This window comes from Lentzea pudingi, from assembly GCF_014646255.1.
In the GTDB taxonomy this organism is placed as follows: domain Bacteria; phylum Actinomycetota; class Actinomycetes; order Mycobacteriales; family Pseudonocardiaceae; genus Lentzea; species Lentzea pudingi.
The window spans coordinates 883079-904195 of the sequence record NZ_BMNC01000002.1 but is presented as its reverse complement, the minus strand read 5'-3'; the positions used below and the strand labels follow the sequence as shown (position 1 = coordinate 904195).

The window sequence follows — 21117 nt, the reverse complement described above, 5'->3', positions numbered from 1 at the left end:
CTGGCCCAGTCATCTGAATCCCCCGCGCGGGTTGCGTCACGAATCGGCGACGGACGCGTCTCCCACCTGGAATCGGGCGAACTGAAGGGAGACCGGGTGGGTGTCGCACAAGCGGAACGCCTGCTGAAGTCGAGGTGGCGGACCGCCACCATGGCTGCCGGCTGGGCTTTCCCCGCAGACTGGCCGCTCGCCGAGGTCGACGAGGTGTGCGCGGCGATGCTGGACGACGCCGACCCCGGCGACGCGCTGGTCCGGCTGGGCCGCGCTCGGGCCGAGGCCGGGGCGGGCCTGAGCGAGACGCTCATGGACCTCGCCGCGCTGCACGCCGTGCTGACCGACCCGTCGCACGTCGTGTCGCCGGACGTCGACGCGCTCCCTTCCCAGATGGTGCGCATGACAGCGCTGGGGTGGGCGGACGTGGTGACGAAGCAGGCCGGAGAGTGCGCGGCCGAGGACCCTCTGACCGGGCTGGCGACTGCCGCCTACCTGCGGACACGGCTGGGCGAGGTGTACCGGGAGACCCCGGTCGCGTCCCTCGACTACGCCCTCGTCCTGCTGCGGCTCGACGTGCACCGCGCCTCGGGCTGGTCCCGTGTCGTCGCGATGACGCTCGCGAGCGACGCGCTGCGCACCGTTTTCGACGGCGGCGAGACGTTGGCGACCCTCGGCCCGTGCGTGGCCGCGGTGCTGGTTCGCCGTGACGAATGCCTTGCCCGAAGAGTCTCGAACCTCCGGGTCCTGGCGGCCGACCGGCTCGCCGACGACCCGCACGTCCGGCCGGTCGGACCGGCCAAGGTCTGGGTCGAGCAGCTGCCGGACACGCACGCCGAGGCGCGTGCGCTCCTCACCTCGCTCGGGCGCTGACCCCCCTGTCCCGCGCCCGGAGGCTCCCCCTGTCCCCACCGGGAGTTGCTTCCCAACACCCTCAGAAGTGTTCTATTGTCCTAGTCAACTAGAACAATCTGGGGAGCGTGCGTGGTCGAGTTCCACGTTGACCGCGGCAGTGGTTTTCCCGCGTACCTGCAGCTGGGTCAGCAGGTCAGGGAGGCCATGAGGCTCGGCTGGTTGCAGCCGGGCGATCGGCTGCCGACGGTCCGCGACGTCGTCGCCACGAGCGGCGTGAACGCGAACACCGTGCTCAAGGCCTACCGCGAGCTCGAGCTCGCCGGCCTCGTCGAAGCCCGCGTGGGCTCCGGCACCTTCGTCAAGGCTTCCCTGGGGTCCGCCGCCCCCGAGGACCTGGACCCGTTGCGCGTGACGTTCGCCGCATGGGTCGCGGAGGCACGCTCCGCCGGGTTGGAGGACGAGGACATCTACGCGCTGGTGCGCGAGGTGCTGAGTGGGGGAGCGCAATGAGCGTGGTTGCGGCCGATGTGTCGAAGTGGTCGTTGCGGAACGTCTCCTTCGAGCTGCCGCCGGGCAGTGTCACGGCGATCGTGGGGTCCAACGGATCCGGCAAGACGACGCTGCTCAACGTGCTGGCGGGGCACCTGGAACCGGAGTCGGGTCACACCTCGATCGCGGGCCGGGTGGCGTACGTGGCCCAGCACAAGCCGATGTACAAGTCGTTCAAGGTCGCGAACGTGCTGCAGTTCGGCCGCCGCATGAACGAGGTCTGGGACAACGACCGCGCCGAGCAGTGGCTCGACCGGTACCGGATCCCGCGCAAGCTCCAGATCGAGGACCTCTCCGGTGGTCAGCGCACGCACGTGGTGCTCGCGCTGGCACTGGGGTCGCGCCCGGACGTCCTGTTGCTGGACGAGCCGCTGGCCGAACTGGATCCCCTGGCGCGCCGCAAGGTCGTCCGGGAGTTGCTGACCGAGGTCAACGACAACGGCATGACGCTGATCTTCTCCACGCACGTCGTGGCGGAGATCGGCGGCGTCGCCGACCGGTTGCTGCTGATGTCGAACGGCCGGTTGCTGGTGGACGGCGAAACGGACGCGTTGCTGGAGGAGCACGTCCTCTACACCGGCCCGCACGCGTCGAAATCACCCGTGGAAGGGCCTGTGGTGCTGGCGAAGCACGGCCGGTCGCAGTCGTCGTACCTGGTGCGTTCGGGTGGCACGCGGATCGACGAACCGTGGACCGCGCGGTACGTGACGCTGGAGGAGCTCGTCGTGGCGCACCTGGAGCGTGGGCAGTGAAGCTGGAGTCGCTCATCTGGCTGACCTGGCGTCAGCACCGCTGGTCCCTCGTCGCCGTCGTAGCCGTCGCGATGGCCGCGGTGTACGGCCTGCTCACCACCGAGGCGGGTGACCGCGCGCTGAACAACTCGATGCCGATCGCCGGCTTCTACGCGCTGATGGTCCAGCTGGCGTTCGGCGCCGTGGTCGGCTCGTTCTGGGGCGCTCCACTGCTCGCCCGCGAGCTCGAGGAACGCACCTACTTCGTGGCCTGGGGTCAGGACGTCACGCCCGTGCAGTGGTTGCGCGGCAAGCTGATCGTGTTCGGCGGCCTGGCCGTGCTGCTGGGCGCGCTCGTCGGGAACGGCGACGGTTTTGTCGGCGCGACGAGGTCGTGGGGCGGTTTCGAGGCCAACTCTCTCGTGCAGGTCGGCTACGCCGTATTAGGTCTCTCGATCGGTGTGCTCATCGGTCTGCTGAGCCGGCACGTCGTGACGGCGATGGCAGCGACGTTGGTGGTCTTCACGGCCGTGCGCGTCTTTCTGGCCGTGATGGTGCGCGACAACTACCTGCCGTCGGACCGTGTGATCGCCCGTTGGGAGGACACGCCTCAGGTGCCGGATCGGGGGCTCGAGGTCGCCAGGGGGTTCGCCGGACCCGACTTCGAACCGGTGGCCGTGCCGGACAGGTGCGTGCAGGCGATCAACGAGAACACCTGCATGCGCAACTCGAAGGCCGCCATCGGCACGTACATCGACTACCAGCCGATCGAGCGGCTCCTGCTGTTCCAGATCATCGAGTTCGTCCTGTGCGCGCTGATCGCGGCGGCGTTGTTCGCGGTGATCTTCCGGCTGCTGCGCAACGGCGGCGGGTGGAAGCCGTCGCGCTCGCACCGCCGTATCGGCCCGCTGGTGCCCGAGGACTCGGTGGTCACTGCGGAAGCCGAGCCGAGTTCCGAGCCGGAGGCCGCGGCCGAGCCGGAACCCAGGTCCGAACCTGAGTCCGAGGTCGCGGTCGAGTCCGGCGGCGAGGGCGAACCCGGTTCCGGAGACCAGACCGAGCCGGAGACCGCCGCCACCCGCACCGAGGGCTAGCGCGGCCCGAACCGACGTCCGGCTGGACGGCTCCCCTGGGGGTGGGGCCGTTCGGCCGGACCGCTTCGACTGTGGGCGAAGCCGCAGGTAGAATGCCTGAACCGTGGACTCTCGTACCCGTCTCCCCGTCGTCGGAATGATCGGCGGCGGGCAGCTCGCCCGCATGACGCACCAGGCCGCGATCCCGCTCGGGCAGTCGCTGCGCGTGCTCGCAGTCTCCGAGAACGACCCCGCCGCGCTCGTCGCGCGGGACGTGGTGCTCGGCACGCACACCGACCTCGACGCGTTGCGCGCGTTCGCGAAGGGCTGCGAGGTGGTCACGTTCGACCACGAGCACGTGCCCCAGGAGCACCTCCGCGCGCTGGTCGCCGGGGGCGTGAAGGTGCACCCCGGCCCGGACGCGCTGCAGTACGCGCAGGACAAGCTGAAGATGCGCGTGAAGCTGGCGGAGCTGGGCCTGCCGGTGCCGCCGTTCGCCGAGGTGCACGAGGTGCGCGACGTGCTCCGCTTCGGCGCGGAGAACGGCTGGCCGTGCGTGCTGAAGGCGATCCGCGGCGGTTACGACGGCCGCGGCGTGTGGATGCTGAACACCCCGCAGAGCGCCGAGCGGGTCGTCCCCGAGCTGCTGGAGTCCGGGACGCCGTTGATGGTCGAGCAGTGCGTGCCGATGCGCCGTGAGCTGGCGGCCGTCGTGGCGCGCTCGCCGTTCGGGCAGGGTGCGGCGTGGCCGGTGGTCGAGACCGTGCAGTCCGACGGCATCTGCGTCGAGGTGCTGGCGCCCGCTCCCGCTCTGGACGGCGCCGAGGCCCAGGAGCTGGCGCTGAAGGTCGCCGACGCGCTGGGCGTCGTGGGCGTGCTGGCCGTGGAGCTGTTCGAGACGGCGAACGGCGTGGTCGTGAACGAGCTCGCGATGCGCCCCCACAACTCCGGCCACTGGTCGATCGAGGGCGCGCGCACGTCGCAGTTCGAGCAGCACCTGCGCGCCGTCCTCGACTACCCGCTGGGCCGCACCGACCTGATGGCGCCGGCCGTGGTGATGGCGAACGTCCTGGGCGCCTCCGACACGCCCGCGATGGGTCCCGACGAGCGCGTGCACCACCTGTTCGCCCGGTTCCCGGACGCGCACGTGCACCTGTACGGCAAGGAGGAACGGCCGGGCCGCAAGGTCGGGCACGTGACGTTCCTCGGCAACGACATGACCGAGGTCCGCCAGCGCGCGCGTCTCGCCGCGGACTGGCTGTCCACGGGCATCTGGTCAGACGGATTCGACATTCACGGGAGCGCGGAGTGACTCAGGTTGGCGTGATCATGGGCAGCGACTCGGACTGGCCGGTGATGAAGGCGGCCACCGAGGCCCTCGCCGAGTTCGACGTGGAGTTCGAGGTGAGCGTCGTCTCCGCCCACCGCACCCCGCAGCGCATGCTCGACTACGCGGGCTCCGCGGTCTCGCGCGGCCTGCGCGTGATCATCGCGGGTGCCGGCGGCGCCGCCCACCTGCCCGGCATGGTCGCCTCGGCCACCGTGCTCCCGGTGATCGGCGTCCCCGTGCCGCTGAAGTACCTCGACGGCATGGACTCGCTGCTCTCGATCGTGCAGATGCCCGCAGGCGTTCCGGTGGCCACCGTCTCGGTCGGAGGCGCACGCAACGCGGGCCTCCTCGCCGTCCGGATGCTGGCTTCGGGCGATCCGGCACTGCAGGAGCGCATGGCCCGCTTCCAGGCAGAACTCGAGCAGCTCGTACTAGACAAGGACGCGGCGCTGCAGAAGTCCCTCTGAGTGCTCAACAGCACAGCGGCGCCCGACGTGAACGGGCGCTAACATCGTGCCGAGTACTCGCTACTGGGAGGTAACAAGGTGAACCCGAGCTTCGGCACCTATCAGCTCGCCGAGGAGCACGAGGCGCTGCGAGAGGCCGTCCGCTCGCTCGCCGAGAAGGAGATCAAGCCGTACGCGGCCGAGGTCGACGAGAACGAGCGCTTCCCGGTAGAGGCCCACAACGCCCTGGTCAAGGCGGGCTTCGCGGCCGTCCACGTCCCCGAGTCCTTCGACGGCCAGGGCGCGGACTCCGTGGCCACCTGCATCGTCATCGAGGAGATCGCCCGCGTCTGCGCGTCGTCCTCCCTGATCCCCGCGGTGAACAAGCTCGGCACGATGCCGATCCTGCTCTCGGCCTCCGACGAGCTGAAGCAGCTAGTCATGCCGTCCATCGCCTCGGGCGAGGCCATGGCGTCCTACGCCCTGTCGGAGCGCGAGGCAGGCTCCGACACGGCGTCGATGCGCACCAGGGCCGTGCGAGACGGCTCGGACTGGGTGCTCAACGGCACCAAGTGCTGGATCACCAACGCCGGAGAGTCCACCTGGTACACCGTCATGGCCGTGACGGACCCCAACGCCGCGAAGAAGTCGGCCGGCATCTCGGCGTTCGTCGTGCACAAGGACGACCCGGGCTTCTCGGTGGGCCCGAAGGAGCGCAAGCTCGGCATCAAGGGCTCACCGACCCGCGAGATCTACTTCGAGAACTGCACCATCCCCGAGTCCCGCATCATCGGCGAGCCGGGCACGGGCCTGAAGACCGCACTGCGGACCCTGGACCACACCCGCCCGACCATCGGCGCCCAGGCCGTCGGCATCGCCCAGGGCGCCCTCGAGGCAGCGGTCGAGTACGTCAAGGACCGCAAGCAGTTCGGCAAGTCCATTTCGGACTTCCAGGGCGTCCAGTTCATGCTCGCCGACATGGCGATGAAGATCGAGGCGGCCCGCCACATGGTCTACGTCGCCGCCGCCAAGGCGGAGCGGGGCGAGCCGAACATCGGCTTCATCACGGCCGCCGCCAAGTGCTTCGCCTCCGACGTGGCCATGGAGGTCACGACGGACGCGGTGCAGTTGTTCGGTGGGGCCGGGTACACCCGTGACTTCCCGGTCGAGCGGATGATGCGCGACGCGAAGATCACGCAGATCTACGAGGGCACGAACCAGGTGCAGCGCGTCGTGATGTCGCGTGCGGTCCTGAACGGCTGAGACAGGATCCGCTGATGGGCCCGGAGGCACACGTCCTCCGGGCCCATCAGCATTCATCGAGCGGACCGGCCCGGCATCGCCCCGGCCAGTTCATGCAGCCGGGCCCACACCCTTCCGGCTAAGCCGCCACGCACGTGCCGATCGCCTCGCCCACCGCTCCCTTCGCGCCCAGCACGCACGGCGAGTCCGGCTTGAGCGACTTGTCGGCGAGTTGCTGCGCGGACGCGATGGTCACGTTCATCACCCGCGTCGGGCTGCCGCTGTCCACGGCCGACTTCACCGCCGCGGAACGGGCTTCCTCTGTCGTGCACGAGATGTCGGTGCCGAAGCCCGTCACGCGCGGTAGCCACAGGGCTTTCGTGCCGGACGCGCAAGGTGCGATTTCCCAGCGGGTGGCAGAGGCCTGAGCGGCGGGAGCGGAGAGCACGGCGAAGCCGAGCACGAAGGTCAGAGCCACGAGGATACGTCCCATGCGTTCGAACGTAACCCGCGCGGCGAACCCCGACCGGGGGAATCGTTGCCGCGAAAGGTGATTACCCAGCGAGACCGGCCACTGTGGACTGGATCAGAGCGTGGCGAGGACCTCGCCGAGCCGTTCGTACGAACGCCCGGCCCCGTCCGACATGCCGGTCGCCAGCACCGCGTCCCGAGCTTCCTGCGACACCAACGTCATCGTCGTGGTCATGACCGTCTGCCCGCTCTCCTCGACGAACGACACGGTGGTCACCGCCGGCGGGTTGTCCTCGAAGATCTCCGTGTTCACGATCCGCGAGTGGGGCGTGACCTCGGTGTACTCGCCGTGCATCTCGAACGACGAAGAACCGTCCGGCAGGGCCCAGCCGTATCGCCACTTGCCGCCCACGCGCAGGTCGACCTCGCAGATCGGCATCTCCCAGCCGTCGGGGCCGAGCAGCCAGCGCCGCAGCAGCTCGGGCGTCGTGAAAGCCTTCCACACCAACGAAGCGGGCGCGTCGAACGTGCGCGACATCGCGATCTCGTTGTCGGACGGCAGGGTGACGGTGGTGCCGAACTTGGTGTCGTTCATCAGTCCTTCTCCTTCATCTCGGTCAAGAGCGCGTCCAGGCGTGCGTAGCTCGCATCCCAGAAGCGGCGGTAGTTCTCCGCCCACACGGTGACCTCCCGAAGAGGTGTCGCGTCGAGTTGGCAGGGCCGCCACTGGGCCTCCCTGCCGCGGGTGATCAGGCCTGCCTTCTCCAGCACGCGGAGGTGTTTGGAGATCGCCGGGCCGCTGATGTCGAACGGCTCGGAGAGCTCCTTCACCGTTGCCGGGCCCTCGGTGAGCCGCGCCAGGATCGCCCGGCGGGTCGGGTCCGCCAGTGCGGCGAAGGTGGCGCTCAGCTGGTCCATCTCGTACCTAACCACTTGGTTATCTAACCTCTGGGTTAAGTAGAGCCCCGGCGACCCTGCATGTCAACCCCCAACTTCGAGATCGACTCGCTGGATAGCGCTTTCAGATCCGGCACATTAACTGGAGAAATGGCCCGGACGGACCTTTTTCTAAAGGGCATGGAATGGAAGCGGGGCCGAACAGAGCAACTTGTAGTTACAGCTGGACAGCAGGTCAGAGGCCTCGCTACGTTCGAAAAGCCGCAAGTGAACCTCGTTTAGTGAGGTATTTCGAATGGAAGCGAAAAGAACTGTTTCTTTAGTGATCGGTTTTGTGCTCGCTGCTTCCGTGATGGTGCCGACCGCGCAGGCGGCACCGAACGGCAGCGCGAGCAGCCTGGCCAGAACCTCCGACAACAAGATCCAGTCGGCCGCCGCGGCCGAGGCGTACTGGACTCCGGAGCGCATGGCCGCCGCGATCCCGGCGCAGGCTCCGGCCACCGTCCAGGCCTCGTCCCCACGCCGGCCCTCGGGTCGTGCGGGCAGCATCGAGGGCGTCGCACCCTCGGTGAAGGTCCAGACGGAGCAGGCGCAGGGCATCGGGACGATGCTCAACGAGTCGCAGACGGTCGGGAAGGTGTTCTTCACCAACCCGGCCAACGGCCTGAACTACGTCTGTTCGGGCGCGACCGTGAGCAGCACCAAGAGGAAGCTGGTCCAGACGGCGGGGCACTGCGTGCACGGCGGTGCCGGCGGCCAGTGGATGTCCAACTGGGTGTTCGTTCCCCGCTACCGCGACGGCGTCCGGCCGTTCGGCACGTGGAGCGCGTACACGCTCACGACTCGCACTGCCTGGATCAACTCCAGCAACAGCGACGAGGACATGGGCATCGTCGTCATGAACACCCTCGGCGGCAGCTCGATCGCGAACGTCGTGGGTGGCAACGGGTTGCGCTGGAACTGGGGCTACTCGGTGTTCGTCACGATCCTCGGCTACCCTGCGGGTGCGCCGTTCACCGGTGAGCTGCAGTACTTCTGCCAGGGCACGACCTGGAACGGCCACGGCCAGCAGGTGCGGGCCTGGTGCAACATGACCGGCGGCTCGTCCGGCGGTCCGTGGTTGCAGGACTACAACGACCAGAACGGGCTGGGCTACATCAACAGCGTGGTCAGCCATCGGCACGCGGACGCGAGTCAGATGGACGGGCCGTACTTCGACAACGACATCAAGAGTCTCTACGACTTCGCCGAGTCGCTGTCGCCGTGACGTCGAATCCTCCGTCGGCCGGGAGCGGAGACCCCGCTCCCGGCCTTCGGGCAACCACAACGCCCCGCCGTTCCGTCCTACGCACATGAGCAACCGAATCGCCGTCGCCGTCCTGCTGCTGGCCACCGTCACGGCCTGCGGCGGCCCGTCCGCGGGTCAGGGCGCCGACCTGCGCGGCAAGGTGTACGTCTCGTCCTCGGTCACCGAGCAGGGCAAGCCGCGCACCATGGTCGAGGGCACGAGGGTGGAGCTCAGGTTCACCGACGACGACAGGCTCATCGCGACCGCCGGCTGCAACCAGATGCAGAGCCCGGTGAAGCTCGACGACGGCAAGCTCTCCGTCGCCGATCTCGCCATGACCGCGATGGGGTGCCCCAAACCCGAGCTGCACCAACAGGACGAGTGGCTGTCGAAGCTGCTCGGCGCGACCCCGTCCTGGAAGCTCGACGGCACGAACCTCGTGGTCACCGGTTCGAACTCGGAGATCGTGCTCGCGACGGAACAGCCCGCCACCCTGGAGGGCACCTGGACCGTCAACGGCATCGTCACGAACGACGCCGTCTCGTCCGTGCCAGCGGGGGTCAAGGCCACGATCTCCTTCAAGGACGGCAACATCCTCATCGACACCGGCTGCAACATGAACGGCGCCGAGCAGCCGTTCGAGCTCGACGGCCAGAAGATCAAGCACAAGCTGGGGCCGACCACGCTGAAGTCGTGCGGCCCGGCGGACGAGGTGGAGAACGCCGTCCGCGCGACGTTCGAGAACAGCGAGGCCACCTACGAGATCGACCGCACCACGCTGAGCCTGACCAACGCCTCCGGCGCGGGCCTGAAGCTCGGGAAGTAGGACCACGTGGGCTACCGCCTTCTCGCTGTGGTCCTGCTGGTCGCCGGATGCGGTTCGGCAGGAGGGAACGGCATGCAGGGCAAGGTGTTCACGTCCACGTCGGTCACCGAGCAGGGCAAGCCGCGCACGCTCGTCGAAGGCACGAGAATCGAGCTGCGGTTCACCGCGGACGGCAGGCTCATCGCGACCGCCGGCTGCAACCAGCTGCAGGGCCCGGTGGCACTGGGCGGCGGCAAGCTCGCGGTCACCGGCCTCAGCACCACCGAGATGGCCTGCCCCGATCCCGGGCTGCACCGGCAGGACGAGTGGTTGTCCGGGCTGCTCGACGAGAAGCCGTCCTGGCGGCTCGACGACACGACCCTCGTGCTCACGGGCGCGAACGCGGAGGTCGTGCTGGCGGCGGAACCCCAGGCGTCACTGGAAGGCGTCACCTGGACCGTAGAAGGCTTCATCACGAAGGACGTCGTGTCGTCGGTGCCCGAGGGCGTGACGGGCACGATCTCCTTCAAGGACGGCTTCATCCACGTGCAGGGCGGCTGCAACAGCGGTTCGACGGAGGTCAGCGGCGCCGGCAAGTACGAAGTGGACGGTCAGACCATCACCTTCGGCGACAGCCTCGTCACGACCGCGATGATGTGCGACGAGGACAAGATGAAGATGGACGGCGCCATCCACGACACGCTCGCCCTGGGTGAGGTCACCTTCGAGATCGACCGCGACACCATGATCCTGAGGAACGCGAACGGTGCCGGTCTGCAGCTCAGGAAGTGACGGAGCCGGGCCAAGCGACCAGATCAGCCACCGTCGCGCTCGCGGATTTCCTCGGTCCGGCGGGCCTGGATCTTCTCGAAGCGCTTGGCGTCCTCTTCGCTGATCTTGACGACCTCGTAGTCGGCCCGTTCCCACCGGATGCGTCTCATCAGTTCGGTGCGGGACCACTCAAGAGTGGGCTTGAAGCTCTCCTCGACGTCGCCGTCCACCCTTACGACGGTGTACGGGTTCTCCAGCGTGTCGAGACCGCCGATCAACGCGTAGTACCTGTACTTCCCAGCCATCAAGCACCGCCGCCGTCGCGCTCGCGGGCTTCCGCGACCCGGCGGGCCTGGGTCGTCTCGAAGCGCTTGGCGTCCTCTTCGCCGACTTCCACGACCTCGTAGCCGTCGCGGCCCGTCCTGATGCGGTCCAGCAGATCGGTCCGGTCCCATTCGAGGGCGGTGGTGAACCCCTCGGGGAACTCTCCCCCCACGCGCACGACGGTGAACGGGTTCTCGAGCGTGTACTGGTAGCCAGTCAGCGCGTAGTACCTGTACTTCTTGGCTGTCACGTCTCACCAACCGTCGCGTTCGCGGGCCTCAGCGGTCCGGCGGGCCTGAGTCACTTCGAAGCGCGTGGCGTCCTCGTCGCTGATCTCCACGACCTCGTAGTCGTCCCGGCCCGTCCTGATGCATTCCATCAGGTCGGTGTGGGACCACCGGAGGTCGATCTTGAAGCTCTCCGTGGACCGGCCTCCCACGCGCACCACGGCGTGCGGGTCTTCCAAGGTATCGGCGATGCCGATCAGCGCGTAGTACCTGTACCCCACGGCTGCATCTTCCCTGATCCGGCACGCGCGCGACCTGCGAACCTAAGGACTCGCTGTTGGCTTCCTGTCGAAATCATGAGGTCGTTCAAACCTGCACTAGTTTGGTTCGAGGTTGAACGACCTACAGCTGAACGACAGGATCGGGGAGCAAGCATCATGGTCAAGGACATCGCCGCACTCATCGGGCGCATCGCCGTCGGCATCGTGTTCATCGCGCACGGCTGGCAGAAGTTCACCGAGTTCGGCATGACCGGCACCGCCGGATCGTTCGAGAAGATGGGTGTGCCGCTGCCGACGCTGTCCGCGTGGTTCGCCGCGTCCGTCGAGCTCGCCGGTGGCCTCGCCCTGATCGCCGGGGTGGCGCTGCCCGTCGTCGGCATCCTGCTCGCGGTCGACATGCTCGGCGCGTGGCTGCTCGTCCACCTGCCGAACGGCCTGCTCGGCGAGGGTGGTGCCGAACTGGTGATCGTGCTCGGTGCCGCCGCCCTCGCGCTCGGCTTCAACGGTGGCGCCTACGCGCTGGACCGCGTGCTGTTCAAGAACAACAAGGTGCTCAACCCAGCTGCTGCGTGACCTTCTCGCTGTCCCGGCGCGCGGCCTGCAGGCCCGCGTCGGGATTGCTCACCTGCACGAGTGAGCCACCGGCCGCGAGCACGGACAGGAAGCCCTCCAGCACAGCGGAATCGGAGTTCCACTCCAGAGTGGACAGCACGCGTGGTTCGGCACCGAGGCCGGCGCCCAGTTCCCGCGCCTGAGCGACCACTTCATCCACAGTGGACGAACCCAGCGCGAGCGTCGAGCCCGCGACCGGTTCCCACGGCATGAAGTCGTCGCCGTGCACGCGCACGTCGTCGGCGTAGTCGACCGGGGCACCCGAGCCCAAACCCATGGGGTGCAACGACGCCACGGCCACGACGTCCGCGTCCGCCGTACCGCCGGGCGGCACCACGGCCACCTTCGCGCCGGAGAAGTCCGCGCCGACCACGCGGGCACCGCACCACCAGGCGCCGAGCAGCAGGCCGACGGTCTGCCAGTGCGCGGGCAGCAGCACCGCCACCGCGTCACCCGGCTCGACGTCGTGCTCGTCGCGCAGCCAGTTCGCCGTCTTCGCGGCCCAGTTCTTCACCGTCGCGCGCGAGAGCTCGATCCGCGTCACCGCCGCGTCGTCGTAGTGCGTGATCAGCGGACGACCCGGATCAGCCTTCAGCAACGGCGTGAAGAGGATCTCGGTCACGCTCACGCGGTACTCCTAGTCGACGCAGGGCACATCTTGTTGCGCTGCGACAGCGTGCGCGCCGTCGAGCGAGAGCAGCTTTTCAGGACCGAACCGCGACGGGGCACCCGGGGTGGTCGACGACGGCTCGGGCTTCGGGGTCTCGCCGATCAGCTGGGCCACCCACGCCTTCACCGCCTCGCGGTCGACCGTCACGATGCTCTGCCCGCGGTCGTTGCGGGCGTCGATGCTCGTCACCGGGATCGTGGCGAACTCCACGTTGCCCGACGCGAGGCCCTGGGCCTGTGCCGCCAGCGTCGCGAGGTCGAGTTTCTGGTCCACGACAACGGACTTCGACACCGCGTCGAGCAGGCCGCTCATCTTGCCCGGATCGGTGAACGTGCCGGCGGACAGCAGTTGCTTCATCGCCTGTGACATGAACACCTGCTGCCGCGTGATGCGACCCAGGTCACCGCCGGGCATGTTCCGCTGCCGCACGAACGACAACGCGTCGCCGCCCGAGATCGTCTGCGGGCCCGCGCGGAAGTTCGCGCCGGAGTTCGGGTCCGACGTGCCCGCCTTCAGGCACACCTGCACGCCGCCGATCACCTCGGTGAGCAGGTAGAACCCGTAGAGGTTGATCTCCGCGTAGTGGTCGACGCGCATCCCCGTCAGGTCCTGCACCGCCTGCACCAGCGCCTTGCGCCCTGCCTCGTCCGACTTGCGCTCGCGTTCGGCCTGGTCGCTCACGCCCTCGGCCTGCAGTCGTTCGGCGGTGATGTACTTCACCGCGCCGTACGCCGAGTTGATCTTGTCCTCGCGGTAGCCGGCGATTGGGACGTACGTGTCGCGCGGGATCGAGATCGCGCTCGCCTTGCCGCCGTTGCGAGGGACGCGCATCACGATGATCGTGTCCGTGTTCACGGTGTCCGTGCCCTCGGTGCGCAGCTTGCGCAGCACGTCGGCGGGGAGCGGCCTGCCCTGCGCGTCCGTGCGGCTGTCGCTGCCCACCAGCAGGATGTCGATCGCGCCGTCCTCGACCGGCGGCGAGTTCGGGATGTCCTCCAGCACCTGGAGGATCTGCGTGGTGTTCGTGTTCTGCTTCACCAGCCGCAGCGCGGTCCAGAAGTAGCCGGAGAACACCAGCGTCGTCACGGCCACCAGCGCGACCACCACACGGCCTACAACCCGTGCGGTTTTTTTGGCGCGTGCGGCAGTGCTCAACGGTCGATCCCTCCGAGTGGCTGGAAATGCGTGCTCAGCGTAACTATCGCAAGCGCGTTACGCCGGAGGTTTCAGTTCACGCAGACCAGCCCGCCCGCCGTGATCGGCGGGGTGCTGCTCGAGCTCGCGGCCGTGGACGTGCCGGGGGCGCCCTGTGGATCAACGTCTTCCGTGTCGTCCCGCGCCTGGTAGTCGCCGCCCACGAAGACCTGGATCTGTCCCTTTCGGACGGACGCGTCCTCCTCGACCCCGATGTTGGGGCCGAGTTCCGCGGCGACCTTGCGTGCGGAGCCCTCCTCGCCGGTCGCGTACCGCACGACCGTGGTGTCGCTGTTCTGCGCCGCGGACGCCACCGAACCGCGCTGGAAACCCTTGGCCGTCAACGTGTTCATCACGTCCGACGCAAGGCCCTGGACGCCCGCCGCGTTGAACACCTGCACGGTGATCGAGGAGTTCGGCGGCGCGGGCAGGGTGGTGCTCGTCGTCGGGGGAGCGCTCGACGTGCCCTTGTCCGAGGCGAGGCTGGTGAGGAACTTGCGGACCTGCGCCGGGTTCACCGGCAGCACGTTGCCGTCGCTGTAGGTGTCCGTCGGGTCGCCCACCGGGATGGTCTTGAACTCGAAGTTGCCGCCGACGAGCCCCTGCATCTGCTCGGCGAACGTCGTGATGTCCCAGCCGGAGCTGAGGATCACCGACTTCTGCACGGCCTCGACGAGCCCGTTGAGCTTGCTCGTGTCCGTCAGGGTGCCGGTCGACAGGACCTTCTTCGCCAGCGCGCCGATGAACACCTGCTGGCGCACGATGCGGTCGAGGTCGCCGCCGGGGAGGTTCTGGCGCTGCCGCACGAACGACAACGCGGCCGCGCCCTCGATGGTCTGCTGGCCCGCCTTGAAGTTCGCGCCGGAGTCGCGGTCCTGCGTCGGTTCCCTGAGGCACACCTCGACGCCGCCGATGGCCTTCGTCACCTCGTAGAAGCTGGCGAGGTTGACCTCGGCGTAGCGGTCGACGCGCACCGCGCCGCCGGACATGCTCTCGATCGTCTTGATCAGCGTCTTGCGACCGGCCGCCATCGACTCGGTGCGGATGCGTGCCTCGTCCGTCACGCCCTGTGCGCGCAGCTCCTGGTCGACGGTGTTGCGCTGGCGGGCGAACGCCGAGTTGAGCTTGTGCTTGCCGAACCCGTCCGCCATCTCGACGTAGGAGTCGCGGGGGAACGAGATCGCGACCGCGCGCGTGCCGTCGACCGGGATGTGCACGAGGATCATCGTGTCGGTGTTCTGCTCGCCGTCGGCGACGCCGCCGTTGAGCATGGCCAGGACTTCCTCCGACAGCGGGTTGCCCTGCGCGTCCGTGCGGCTGTCCATGCCGACCAGCAGGATGTCGATCGCGCCGTCGAGCGGCTTGGGCCCCTGCTGGGTGAGCTCCTCCGAGATGACCTCGGTCTTGACGATCCCGTCGTTCGCCGTGCGCAGCCTGTTCCAGCCGTACGACGTGATGAGGAGCACAGCGGTCGAGACGAGGGCCACGAAGATCTTCCCGGTCACCAGGAAAGCCCGGAATGCCGCGGACGGCCGGGTGTGCACCACCCCGACCGGCAGAGTCCTGCCTTCCACAGCCGTTTCCTCCCCCACCACGCCGAGTTTAGTCGTTTATAAGTCACACGACGTGACGTTGCTGTGGGTTGCAGCGATTATGTAGCTGACAGACTGCTGCCGAAGCACACCACGGGAGGAAATGGCATGCGTGTACTGGTGACAGGTGGGGCCGGTTTCATCGGCTCGCACTACGTGCGGGAGTTGGTGAGCGGGTCCTACCCGGCGTTCGCCGGTGCCGAAGTGGTGGTGCTCGACAAGCTCACCTACGCGGGCAGCGAGACCAACCTCGCGCCGGTCGCGGGCAAGTTCGAGTTCGTCCAGGGCGACATCTGCGACGCCGCGGTGGTCGCCGAGCAGATGCGCGGCATCGACGTGGTCGTCCACTTCGCGGCCGAGTCGCACGTGGACCGGTCCATCACCGGCTCCGCGGACTTCGTGCTCACGAACGTCCTGGGCACGCAGACGCTGCTCCAGGGCGCCCTGAACGCGGGCGTGGGCAAGTTCGTCCACGTCTCGACGGACGAGGTCTACGGCTCGATCGAGGACGGCTCCTGGACCGAGACGCACATCCTCGAACCGAACTCGCCGTACTCGGCCTCCAAGGCCTCCTCGGATCTGCTCGCGCGCGCGTTCCACCGCACCCACGGACTGCCCGTGAGCATCACACGGTGCTCGAACAATTACGGGCCGTACCAGTTCCCTGAAAAGGTGATTCCGCTCTTCGTCACCAATTTGATCGACGGCGGCAACGTGCCTCTCTACGGCGACGGCCTGAACGTGCGCGACTGGCTGCACGTGGCCGACCACTGCCGCGGCATCCAGCTCGTCGCCGAGGGCGGCCGGCCGGGTGAGATCTACAACATCGGCGGCGGCACCGAGCTCACCAACCGCGAGCTCACCGAGAAGCTGCTGGAGGCGACGGGCCGCGACTGGTCGGCCGTCGAGCCGGTGCAGGACCGCAAGGGCCACGACCGCCGCTACTCGGTCGACATCTCCAAGATCGCCTCCGAACTGGGCTACGCGCCGCAGGTCGACTTCGCCGTCGGTCTCGCCGACACCGTCGAGTGGTACCGGGAGAACCGCGCCTGGTGGGAGCCGCTCAAGGAACGCGCCGCGCTGGCGAAGGGCTGAGAGAGTTGATCCTCGTTCCCGGAGGTCGTGGCCAGCTCGGCCACGACCTCGCCGCCCTGTCCACCGACGTGCGCGCGGCGTCCTCCGCCGAGCTGGACGTGACGAAGGTGACGGCCGCTGACCTGGCCGGCGCCGCCGCGGTGATCAACTGCGCCGCGTACACCGCCGTCGACGCGGCCGAGACCGACGAGGAACGCGCGTTCGCGGTCAACGCCGTCGGTCCCGGCCGGCTGGCCGAGGCCTGTGCGTCGGTCGGCATCCCGATGATCCAGGTCTCCACGGACTACGTGTTCTCGGGCGACGCGGACCGGCCGTACGAGACGACGGACCCGGTCGGTCCGAAGTCCGCCTACGGCCGCACGAAGCTCGAAGGCGAACGCCGCGTGCTGGAGGCGGGCGGTTACGTCGTGCGCACCTCGTGGGTGTACGGCGTGAACGGCTCGAACTTCGTGAAGACCATGGCGGCACTGGAATCCTCGCGGCCGACGCTGTCCGTTGTGGACGACCAGGCCGGTGCGCCGACGTGGTCGCACGACCTCGCCGCGGGGTTGCTGGAACTGGTCTCGGTGCTGCCGGAAACGCGGCTGCTGCACGCGACCGGCGGTGGCGAGACCACGTGGTTCCGCTTCGCACAGGCCATTTTCGAGGAACTCGGCGCAGATCCGGCACGTGTGCGACCGTGCACGACGGCGGACTTCCCGCGCCCGGCCCCGCGGCCCGCCTACTCGGTGCTGTCAGGCGCGTCGTGGGCAAAGGCGGGACTACGTCCTTTGCCGCAGTGGCGCAGCGCCCTTTCGGCGGCGTTCGCGGCAGGGGTGGTAGCTCCCCGTACCGGTGCTGCGCCATTGGAGTGACCGGTCTGGCACGCCAGTTCCAAGTGCGGCACCCTTTTCGGCATGTTCGATTCCGGGCGCACGCCTCAGCGTCCCGCGACAGAGGATTCCGATCGGCAGCGCTTCCTGAAGTGCGTCGCCGTTGTCACGGGCTCGCGGCAGGTGTCGATGAGCCAGCTCGACAAGCGTTCGCCGAGGCCGCACTCTCGGTGAGGTCGTTGGGGCGTCAGGTTTTCTGACGCCCCGCGACGAAGATCCTCAGGCCCTGCTGAGCCGGTAGGCCTCGACCGTCTTCTCCGCGCACCGCCGCCAGGTGAACCCGGACGCGTACGCCCGCCGTTCGCTCTGCGCCTCGGGCGTGGTCGGCGCGGCCACGGCCCGGGCCAGCCCGTCCGCGAGCGCCTCGACGTCCCCGACCGGCACGTGCAACGCGTGCCCGCCGGCGACCTCGCGCAACGCGGGCACGTCCGAGCACACCACCGGTACGTTGCAGGCCAACGCCTCCAGCACCGGAAGCCCGAAACCCTCGTCACGCGACGGCAGCACCAGCGCCGTGGCGCCCGCCACGACGGACCGCAGGTGCACGTCCGGCAGGTACCCGGTCCGCAGCACCCGGCCGTCCACACCGGACCGGCCGGGCCCGACGATCACGAGCGGCGGCAGCGACGGATCGGAAGCGTGCGCCTTGACCAGGTACTCCAGGCCCTTGCGCGGCCCGTCGGCGCCCACGAACAGCAGGTACTCCGAGCCCAGCCCGAGGCGTCCGCGCAACGTGGCCGACGGCGGCCTCGACGCGAACCACGCCGGGTCGACGCCCAGCGGCGTCACCTTGATCTTCTCCAGCGGCACGGAGAACCGGTCCGCCACAACGGAAGCCACGGCCGCGGTCGGCGTGCAGATCACGTCCGCGCGCTGGGCCGACAGCCGGACGAGCTCCGGCAGCCTGCGGTCGGACGGCGGCAGGTCGCCCGGTGAGTCCAGGAACGCCAGGTCGTGGATCGTGACGACCTTCCCGGCCCGAATGGTCGGCGGCAGCACGAAGTTCGTGGCGTGCATGACGTCGGTGAACCCGGCCAGCATCTCCACCGGCGGGAACGGGGCGCTCAGCCACATCTGGCGCAACGCCCGTGCCGCGACGGGCAGTCCGCGCGCCGTCACGTCGTGCGGCAGCACCGTCCGCAATGCGCGCCAGCCGCGCAACGTGAACGCCACCGCCCGCACGTCGACGTCGTCCGCCATCGACGCCAGCTCCTCGGCCAGCGCCGCTGTGTAGCGGCCGATGCCGGTGCGATGTCCGAGCAGGGGGGTGCCGTCGAGCAGCACCTTCAGGGGTTTCGGGGATCTCGCCATTTACCTGCCACCACGCGCGATCTTGCGCAGGCGCCCCGACGCCCGCTTGGCCAACTCGGTCGGGCCACCCGCGTCCAGGTACTCGCGCACCAGCAGCAGGTCCCGCTTCACCTTGTCCGCCGTCGTCAGCCCCGGTGTGCGCACCATGGGGGCCGAGCCGGGCAGACGGTCCGCGGCGGGCCTGGGGTTGCGGCAGAACTCGGCCAGCGGCGCGAGTGCCGTCTCCCAGGTGAACCGTTCGCGTACGACGGCGATGCGCTCACGGCACGCGGCCGCGAACTCCTCGTCGTAGAGCACCTTCTCCAACGCGTCGGCCAGCGCCTCCGGGTCCTCCGGTGGCACGACGACGCCCAAACCCTCCCGCAGCACCAGGTCCGCGAACGAGTCGCCGGACGTGGTGACGATCGGCAGACCCGCCCACAGGTAGTCGAGCACCCGCGTGCGGAACGCGAACGTGGTCTCCACGTGCTCGTAGTGCGTGGTGACACCGCAGTTCGCGTCGAGCAGCCAGTTCTGCCGCTCGGTGTAGGGCACCCACCCGTCGTTGAAGAACACGGTCTCGCCGGTCAGCCCCAACTGTGCGGACAGCGCCCGCGTCTGGCCGGCGATGTCCATGTCCGGGACCTCGGGGTTCGGGTGCTTCATGCCGAGGAAGTACAGCTTCGCGGACGGCTGCCGCTTGCTCAGGTGGCCCATCGCCTCGATCAGCGACAGCGGGTCGAACCAGCTGTAGACGCCACCGGCCCAGATCACGACCTTGTCGGCGTCCGTGACGCCCGGCACGACACCCTTGATCGCCGGGCCGGTGCGCTGCGGCGGCTTGCCCGACAGTCCGAAGGGGACGATCCCGAGCAGTGATGCCGTCGTCGGGTCGTTGTCGTACAACGTCGGCGTGAGCCGGCCCAGCGCGGCCAGGTGGCCCAGCCAGAAGTGCCGCTGCCGTTCCGAGGCGCACAGGAAGAAGTCGCCGCGTTCGAGCTGCGTGTTCAGCACCTTGGTGACGGCGGCGAGGTCGAGGGCGCGCTTGTCGTCCGCCTTGTCCTTGCCCTGTTCCAGCAGTTCCAGGTGCATCGGGTCGTACATGTCGCAGACCACGATCTTGGTCGACGACTGCTTCTTCAGCTCGCCGACCATCTCCAGCGCGTGGCCCTGCAGCACGACCACGTCCGCCCACGCGACGTGCGGCGGCAGCTCCTTCGGCCGGGCGCGCTCGACGCCGAACGGGGCGTCGGGCGGCGCGCACAGCGGGTTCGTCGTGACCAGGCGGACCTGGTGCTCGCCGGACAGCACGTCCGCCATGTGCCAGGCGCGGATCGCGGGACCGGCCATCCGGTCGGAGATCGCGTCACCGGTGATCACCAGGATCTTGCGCGGCTTGCCGAACACGTCGTCGATGCCGAGCACGTCCACGAGGATGTCGTGCGCGGCGAGGTAGCGAGGCAGGGGATACGCGGGCTCCAAGGCCTTGCGCATCAACGGAACCAGGTCGACGTCCGACATCCGGCGCGCGGCCTGTTCCTTCTTGCGCGACTCGGCCAGCGACGGCATCGCCTCGACGAACTGGTCGATCGCGAGGAACCCGGCGAGCGCCTGGCGGGACATCCCGACGGGCTCGCGGTCCTGGGCGGGGTCGGCCGGGCGGCGGGTGATCTCCAGCTGGGTGGGGTCGATCTCCCCGCGCGCGGTGGCCCTGCGGACGCACAACGCGAGCGCGGCCGGCAGCACCTTCGCGAGCGTCTCGTCGGAGAAGTTCTTGTACAGCGACATGAGCGCGTTGCGCTCCAGCAGGTACAGCTCGCGGCTGTGGTCGATCGAGCTCATCGACGCGTGGTGGCGGTGGAACGTGAGCGACGCCGGTTCGTAGCGGACCCGCCAGCCGCGCAGGTTCAGCCGCCAGCCCAGGTCGACGTCCTCGTAGAACATGAAGAACCGTTCGTCGAACCCGCCGAGCTGCTTGTAGACCTCGGTGCGCACGAACATCGCGCTGCCGGTGCCGAACAGCACGTCCTTCGGGCCGTCGTGGCTGCCGTCGTCGGCCTGCCCCGCGTGCCGCTTGTAGCCCATGCCGAACCAGGTCAGCCCGCCGTCGACGAAGTCGATCTTCTCGCCGTCCCAGTCGAGGACCTTGCTCGCGACCGAGGCGACCGCGGGTTCGGTGTGGAAGACCCTGATCGCGGCCTTGATCCAGTTCCGGTCGGCCCGCGCGTCGTTGTTGAGGAACGCGAGCACCCCGCCCGTGGCGTGCTCGACACCGAGGTTGCAGCCGCCCGCGAAACCGAGGTTCTTCTCGGAGGTGATGATCTCGACGCCGGGCAGCTCCGCCTTCAGCCGTGCGGTGTCGTGCGCCTCGTTGTCGACGACGATCACCTGGAGCAGCTCTGCCGGGTAGTCGACCTCGGCCAGCCCGCGCACGCAGGTCACGGTGTCCTCCGCGCCGCGGTAGTTGACGACGACGACGGACACGACGGGCAGCGAGGCTCGATCCACGCG

At 68.8% G+C, this 21117-nt stretch carries 24 protein-coding genes; 13 read left to right on the top strand and 11 right to left on the bottom strand.

The annotated features are described in order from the left end of the window. Window positions 1-96: 96 nt before the first annotated feature. The 7 genes from IEY88_RS10080 to IEY88_RS10050 all read left to right on the top strand — a co-directional run bounded on the left by IEY88_RS10080 (window position 97) and on the right by IEY88_RS10050 (window position 6238). Window positions 97-864, top strand: coding sequence for a GGDEF domain-containing protein (locus IEY88_RS10080; RefSeq protein WP_229693224.1), 768 nt, complete (start codon window positions 97-99; stop codon window positions 862-864). Window positions 865-975: 111 nt separating this feature from the next. Continuing rightward, window positions 976-1356 (top strand): GntR family transcriptional regulator, encoded by a 381-nt coding sequence (locus IEY88_RS10075; protein ID WP_189154332.1) that lies wholly within the window; start codon window positions 976-978, stop codon window positions 1354-1356. After that, window positions 1353-2147: an ABC transporter ATP-binding protein gene (locus IEY88_RS10070; RefSeq protein ID WP_189154331.1), complete on the top strand. Its 795-nt coding sequence runs from the start codon at window positions 1353-1355 to the stop codon at window positions 2145-2147. The genes IEY88_RS10075 and IEY88_RS10070 overlap by 4 nt, the downstream gene beginning before the upstream one ends. Then, the gene (locus tag IEY88_RS10065) at window positions 2144-3220 is read left to right on the top strand and encodes an ABC-2 membrane transporter-related protein (protein WP_189154330.1); all 1077 of its coding nucleotides are present in this window, start codon (window positions 2144-2146) and stop codon (window positions 3218-3220) included. Before IEY88_RS10070 ends, IEY88_RS10065 begins: the two co-directional genes overlap by 4 nt. 103 nt (window positions 3221-3323) lie before the next feature. Further along, a complete protein-coding gene (locus IEY88_RS10060) occupies window positions 3324-4511 on the top strand; it encodes a 5-(carboxyamino)imidazole ribonucleotide synthase (RefSeq protein WP_189154329.1) in 1188 nt (395 codons plus the stop codon). Next, entirely contained in the window at window positions 4508-4996 is a 489-nt protein-coding gene (gene purE / locus IEY88_RS10055; RefSeq protein WP_268241221.1) for a 5-(carboxyamino)imidazole ribonucleotide mutase, read from the top strand. The genes IEY88_RS10060 and purE overlap by 4 nt, the downstream gene beginning before the upstream one ends. A gap of 78 nt (window positions 4997-5074) precedes the next feature. Further along, a complete protein-coding gene (locus IEY88_RS10050; RefSeq protein ID WP_189154328.1) occupies window positions 5075-6238 on the top strand; it encodes an acyl-CoA dehydrogenase in 1164 nt (387 codons plus the stop codon). Between the two features lie 118 nt (window positions 6239-6356). Here the strand turns inward: IEY88_RS10050 and IEY88_RS10045 are convergent, their stop codons facing one another. From IEY88_RS10045 to IEY88_RS10035, 3 genes are all read right to left on the bottom strand, one after another. Continuing rightward, the gene (locus IEY88_RS10045; RefSeq protein ID WP_189154327.1) at window positions 6357-6710 is read right to left on the bottom strand and encodes a hypothetical protein; all 354 of its coding nucleotides are present in this window, start codon (window positions 6708-6710) and stop codon (window positions 6357-6359) included. A 93-nt stretch (window positions 6711-6803) separates the two neighbouring features. Next, complete coding sequence (locus IEY88_RS10040; RefSeq protein ID WP_189154326.1) at window positions 6804-7283, bottom strand: SRPBCC family protein; 480 nt, start codon at window positions 7281-7283, stop codon at window positions 6804-6806. Next, window positions 7283-7606: an ArsR/SmtB family transcription factor gene (locus tag IEY88_RS10035; RefSeq protein ID WP_189154554.1), complete on the bottom strand. Its 324-nt coding sequence runs from the start codon at window positions 7604-7606 to the stop codon at window positions 7283-7285. Before IEY88_RS10035 ends, IEY88_RS10040 begins: the two co-directional genes overlap by 1 nt. 301 nt (window positions 7607-7907) lie before the next feature. On the opposite strand from IEY88_RS10035, the gene IEY88_RS10030 reads away from it, so the two are divergent. From IEY88_RS10030 to IEY88_RS10020, 3 genes are all read left to right on the top strand, one after another. Next, the gene (locus IEY88_RS10030; RefSeq protein ID WP_229693223.1) at window positions 7908-8852 is read left to right on the top strand and encodes a trypsin-like serine peptidase; all 945 of its coding nucleotides are present in this window, start codon (window positions 7908-7910) and stop codon (window positions 8850-8852) included. An 85-nt stretch (window positions 8853-8937) separates the two neighbouring features. Next, the gene (locus IEY88_RS10025; RefSeq protein ID WP_189154324.1) at window positions 8938-9699 is read left to right on the top strand and encodes an META domain-containing protein; all 762 of its coding nucleotides are present in this window, start codon (window positions 8938-8940) and stop codon (window positions 9697-9699) included. Window positions 9700-9705: 6 nt separating this feature from the next. Beyond that, window positions 9706-10470, top strand: a complete 765-nt coding sequence (locus IEY88_RS10020) for an META domain-containing protein (RefSeq protein WP_189154323.1) — start codon at window positions 9706-9708, stop codon at window positions 10468-10470. A gap of 23 nt (window positions 10471-10493) precedes the next feature. Here the strand turns inward: IEY88_RS10020 and IEY88_RS10015 are convergent, their stop codons facing one another. From IEY88_RS10015 to IEY88_RS10005, 3 genes are read right to left on the bottom strand one after another with little or no spacing between them, the layout of a single operon-like run. Beyond that, a complete protein-coding gene (locus tag IEY88_RS10015; protein WP_189154322.1) occupies window positions 10494-10754 on the bottom strand; it encodes a hypothetical protein in 261 nt (86 codons plus the stop codon). Next, the gene (locus IEY88_RS10010) at window positions 10754-11023 is read right to left on the bottom strand and encodes a hypothetical protein (protein WP_189154321.1); all 270 of its coding nucleotides are present in this window, start codon (window positions 11021-11023) and stop codon (window positions 10754-10756) included. Before IEY88_RS10010 ends, IEY88_RS10015 begins: the two co-directional genes overlap by 1 nt. Window positions 11024-11026: 3 nt before the next feature. Then, on the bottom strand, window positions 11027-11281 hold the full coding sequence (locus IEY88_RS10005) for a hypothetical protein (protein WP_189154320.1): 255 nt from the start codon (window positions 11279-11281) through the stop codon (window positions 11027-11029). Between the two features lie 156 nt (window positions 11282-11437). Between IEY88_RS10005 and IEY88_RS10000 the strand changes: the two genes are divergently transcribed. After that, window positions 11438-11854, top strand: a complete 417-nt coding sequence (locus IEY88_RS10000; RefSeq protein WP_189154319.1) for a DoxX family protein — start codon at window positions 11438-11440, stop codon at window positions 11852-11854. Here IEY88_RS10000 and IEY88_RS09995 read toward each other — a convergent pair. The 3 genes from IEY88_RS09995 to IEY88_RS09985 form a co-directional block, all read right to left on the bottom strand. Beyond that, complete coding sequence (locus IEY88_RS09995) at window positions 11835-12521, bottom strand: TIGR03089 family protein (protein WP_189154318.1); 687 nt, start codon at window positions 12519-12521, stop codon at window positions 11835-11837. The two genes, IEY88_RS10000 and IEY88_RS09995, sit on opposite strands and share 20 nt — an antisense overlap. A 9-nt stretch (window positions 12522-12530) precedes the next feature. Next, window positions 12531-13718: an LCP family protein gene (locus tag IEY88_RS09990; protein WP_189154317.1), complete on the bottom strand. Its 1188-nt coding sequence runs from the start codon at window positions 13716-13718 to the stop codon at window positions 12531-12533. 71 nt (window positions 13719-13789) lie between these two features. Continuing rightward, on the bottom strand, window positions 13790-15349 hold the full coding sequence (locus IEY88_RS09985) for an LCP family protein (RefSeq protein ID WP_229693222.1): 1560 nt from the start codon (window positions 15347-15349) through the stop codon (window positions 13790-13792). A gap of 108 nt (window positions 15350-15457) precedes the next feature. Between IEY88_RS09985 and rfbB the strand changes: the two genes are divergently transcribed. Further along, window positions 15458-16444 carry a dTDP-glucose 4,6-dehydratase gene (gene rfbB / locus IEY88_RS09980; protein ID WP_189154316.1) on the top strand — a complete coding sequence of 329 codons (987 nt, stop codon included), beginning with the start codon at window positions 15458-15460 and terminating at the stop codon, window positions 16442-16444. Window positions 16445-16449: 5 nt separating this feature from the next. Then, window positions 16450-17298 (top strand): dTDP-4-dehydrorhamnose reductase, encoded by an 849-nt coding sequence (gene rfbD, locus IEY88_RS09975; protein ID WP_229693221.1) that lies wholly within the window; start codon window positions 16450-16452, stop codon window positions 17296-17298. A gap of 237 nt (window positions 17299-17535) precedes the next feature. Here rfbD and IEY88_RS09970 read toward each other — a convergent pair whose 3' ends face one another. Together IEY88_RS09970 and IEY88_RS09965 are read right to left on the bottom strand one after the other, a co-directional pair. Continuing rightward, entirely contained in the window at window positions 17536-18627 is a 1092-nt protein-coding gene (locus tag IEY88_RS09970) for a glycosyltransferase family 4 protein (protein WP_189154314.1), read from the bottom strand. Further along, on the bottom strand, window positions 18628-21114 hold the full coding sequence (locus IEY88_RS09965) for a glycosyltransferase (RefSeq protein ID WP_229693220.1): 2487 nt from the start codon (window positions 21112-21114) through the stop codon (window positions 18628-18630). Between the last annotated feature and the right edge of the window lie 3 nt (window positions 21115-21117).

Excerpts from the sequence above, each read along its gene's own strand:
- IEY88_RS10070 (WP_189154331.1), top strand. The coding sequence starts at position 1,353 with ATGAGCGTGGTTGCGGCCGATGTGTCGAAGTGGTCGTTGCGGAACGTC.
- IEY88_RS10045 (WP_189154327.1), bottom strand. The coding sequence starts at position 6,710 with ATGGGACGTATCCTCGTGGCTCTGACCTTCGTGCTCGGCTTCGCCGTG.
- IEY88_RS10040 (WP_189154326.1), bottom strand. The coding sequence starts at position 7,283 with ATGAACGACACCAAGTTCGGCACCACCGTCACCCTGCCGTCCGACAAC.
- IEY88_RS10035 (WP_189154554.1), bottom strand. The coding sequence starts at position 7,606 with ATGGACCAGCTGAGCGCCACCTTCGCCGCACTGGCGGACCCGACCCGC.
- IEY88_RS10025 (WP_189154324.1), top strand. The coding sequence starts at position 8,938 with ATGAGCAACCGAATCGCCGTCGCCGTCCTGCTGCTGGCCACCGTCACG.
- IEY88_RS10015 (WP_189154322.1), bottom strand. The coding sequence starts at position 10,754 with ATGGCTGGGAAGTACAGGTACTACGCGTTGATCGGCGGTCTCGACACG.
- IEY88_RS10000 (WP_189154319.1), top strand. The coding sequence starts at position 11,438 with ATGGTCAAGGACATCGCCGCACTCATCGGGCGCATCGCCGTCGGCATC.
- rfbB (WP_189154316.1), top strand. The coding sequence starts at position 15,458 with ATGCGTGTACTGGTGACAGGTGGGGCCGGTTTCATCGGCTCGCACTAC.
- IEY88_RS09970 (WP_189154314.1), bottom strand. The coding sequence starts at position 18,627 with ATGGCGAGATCCCCGAAACCCCTGAAGGTGCTGCTCGACGGCACCCCC.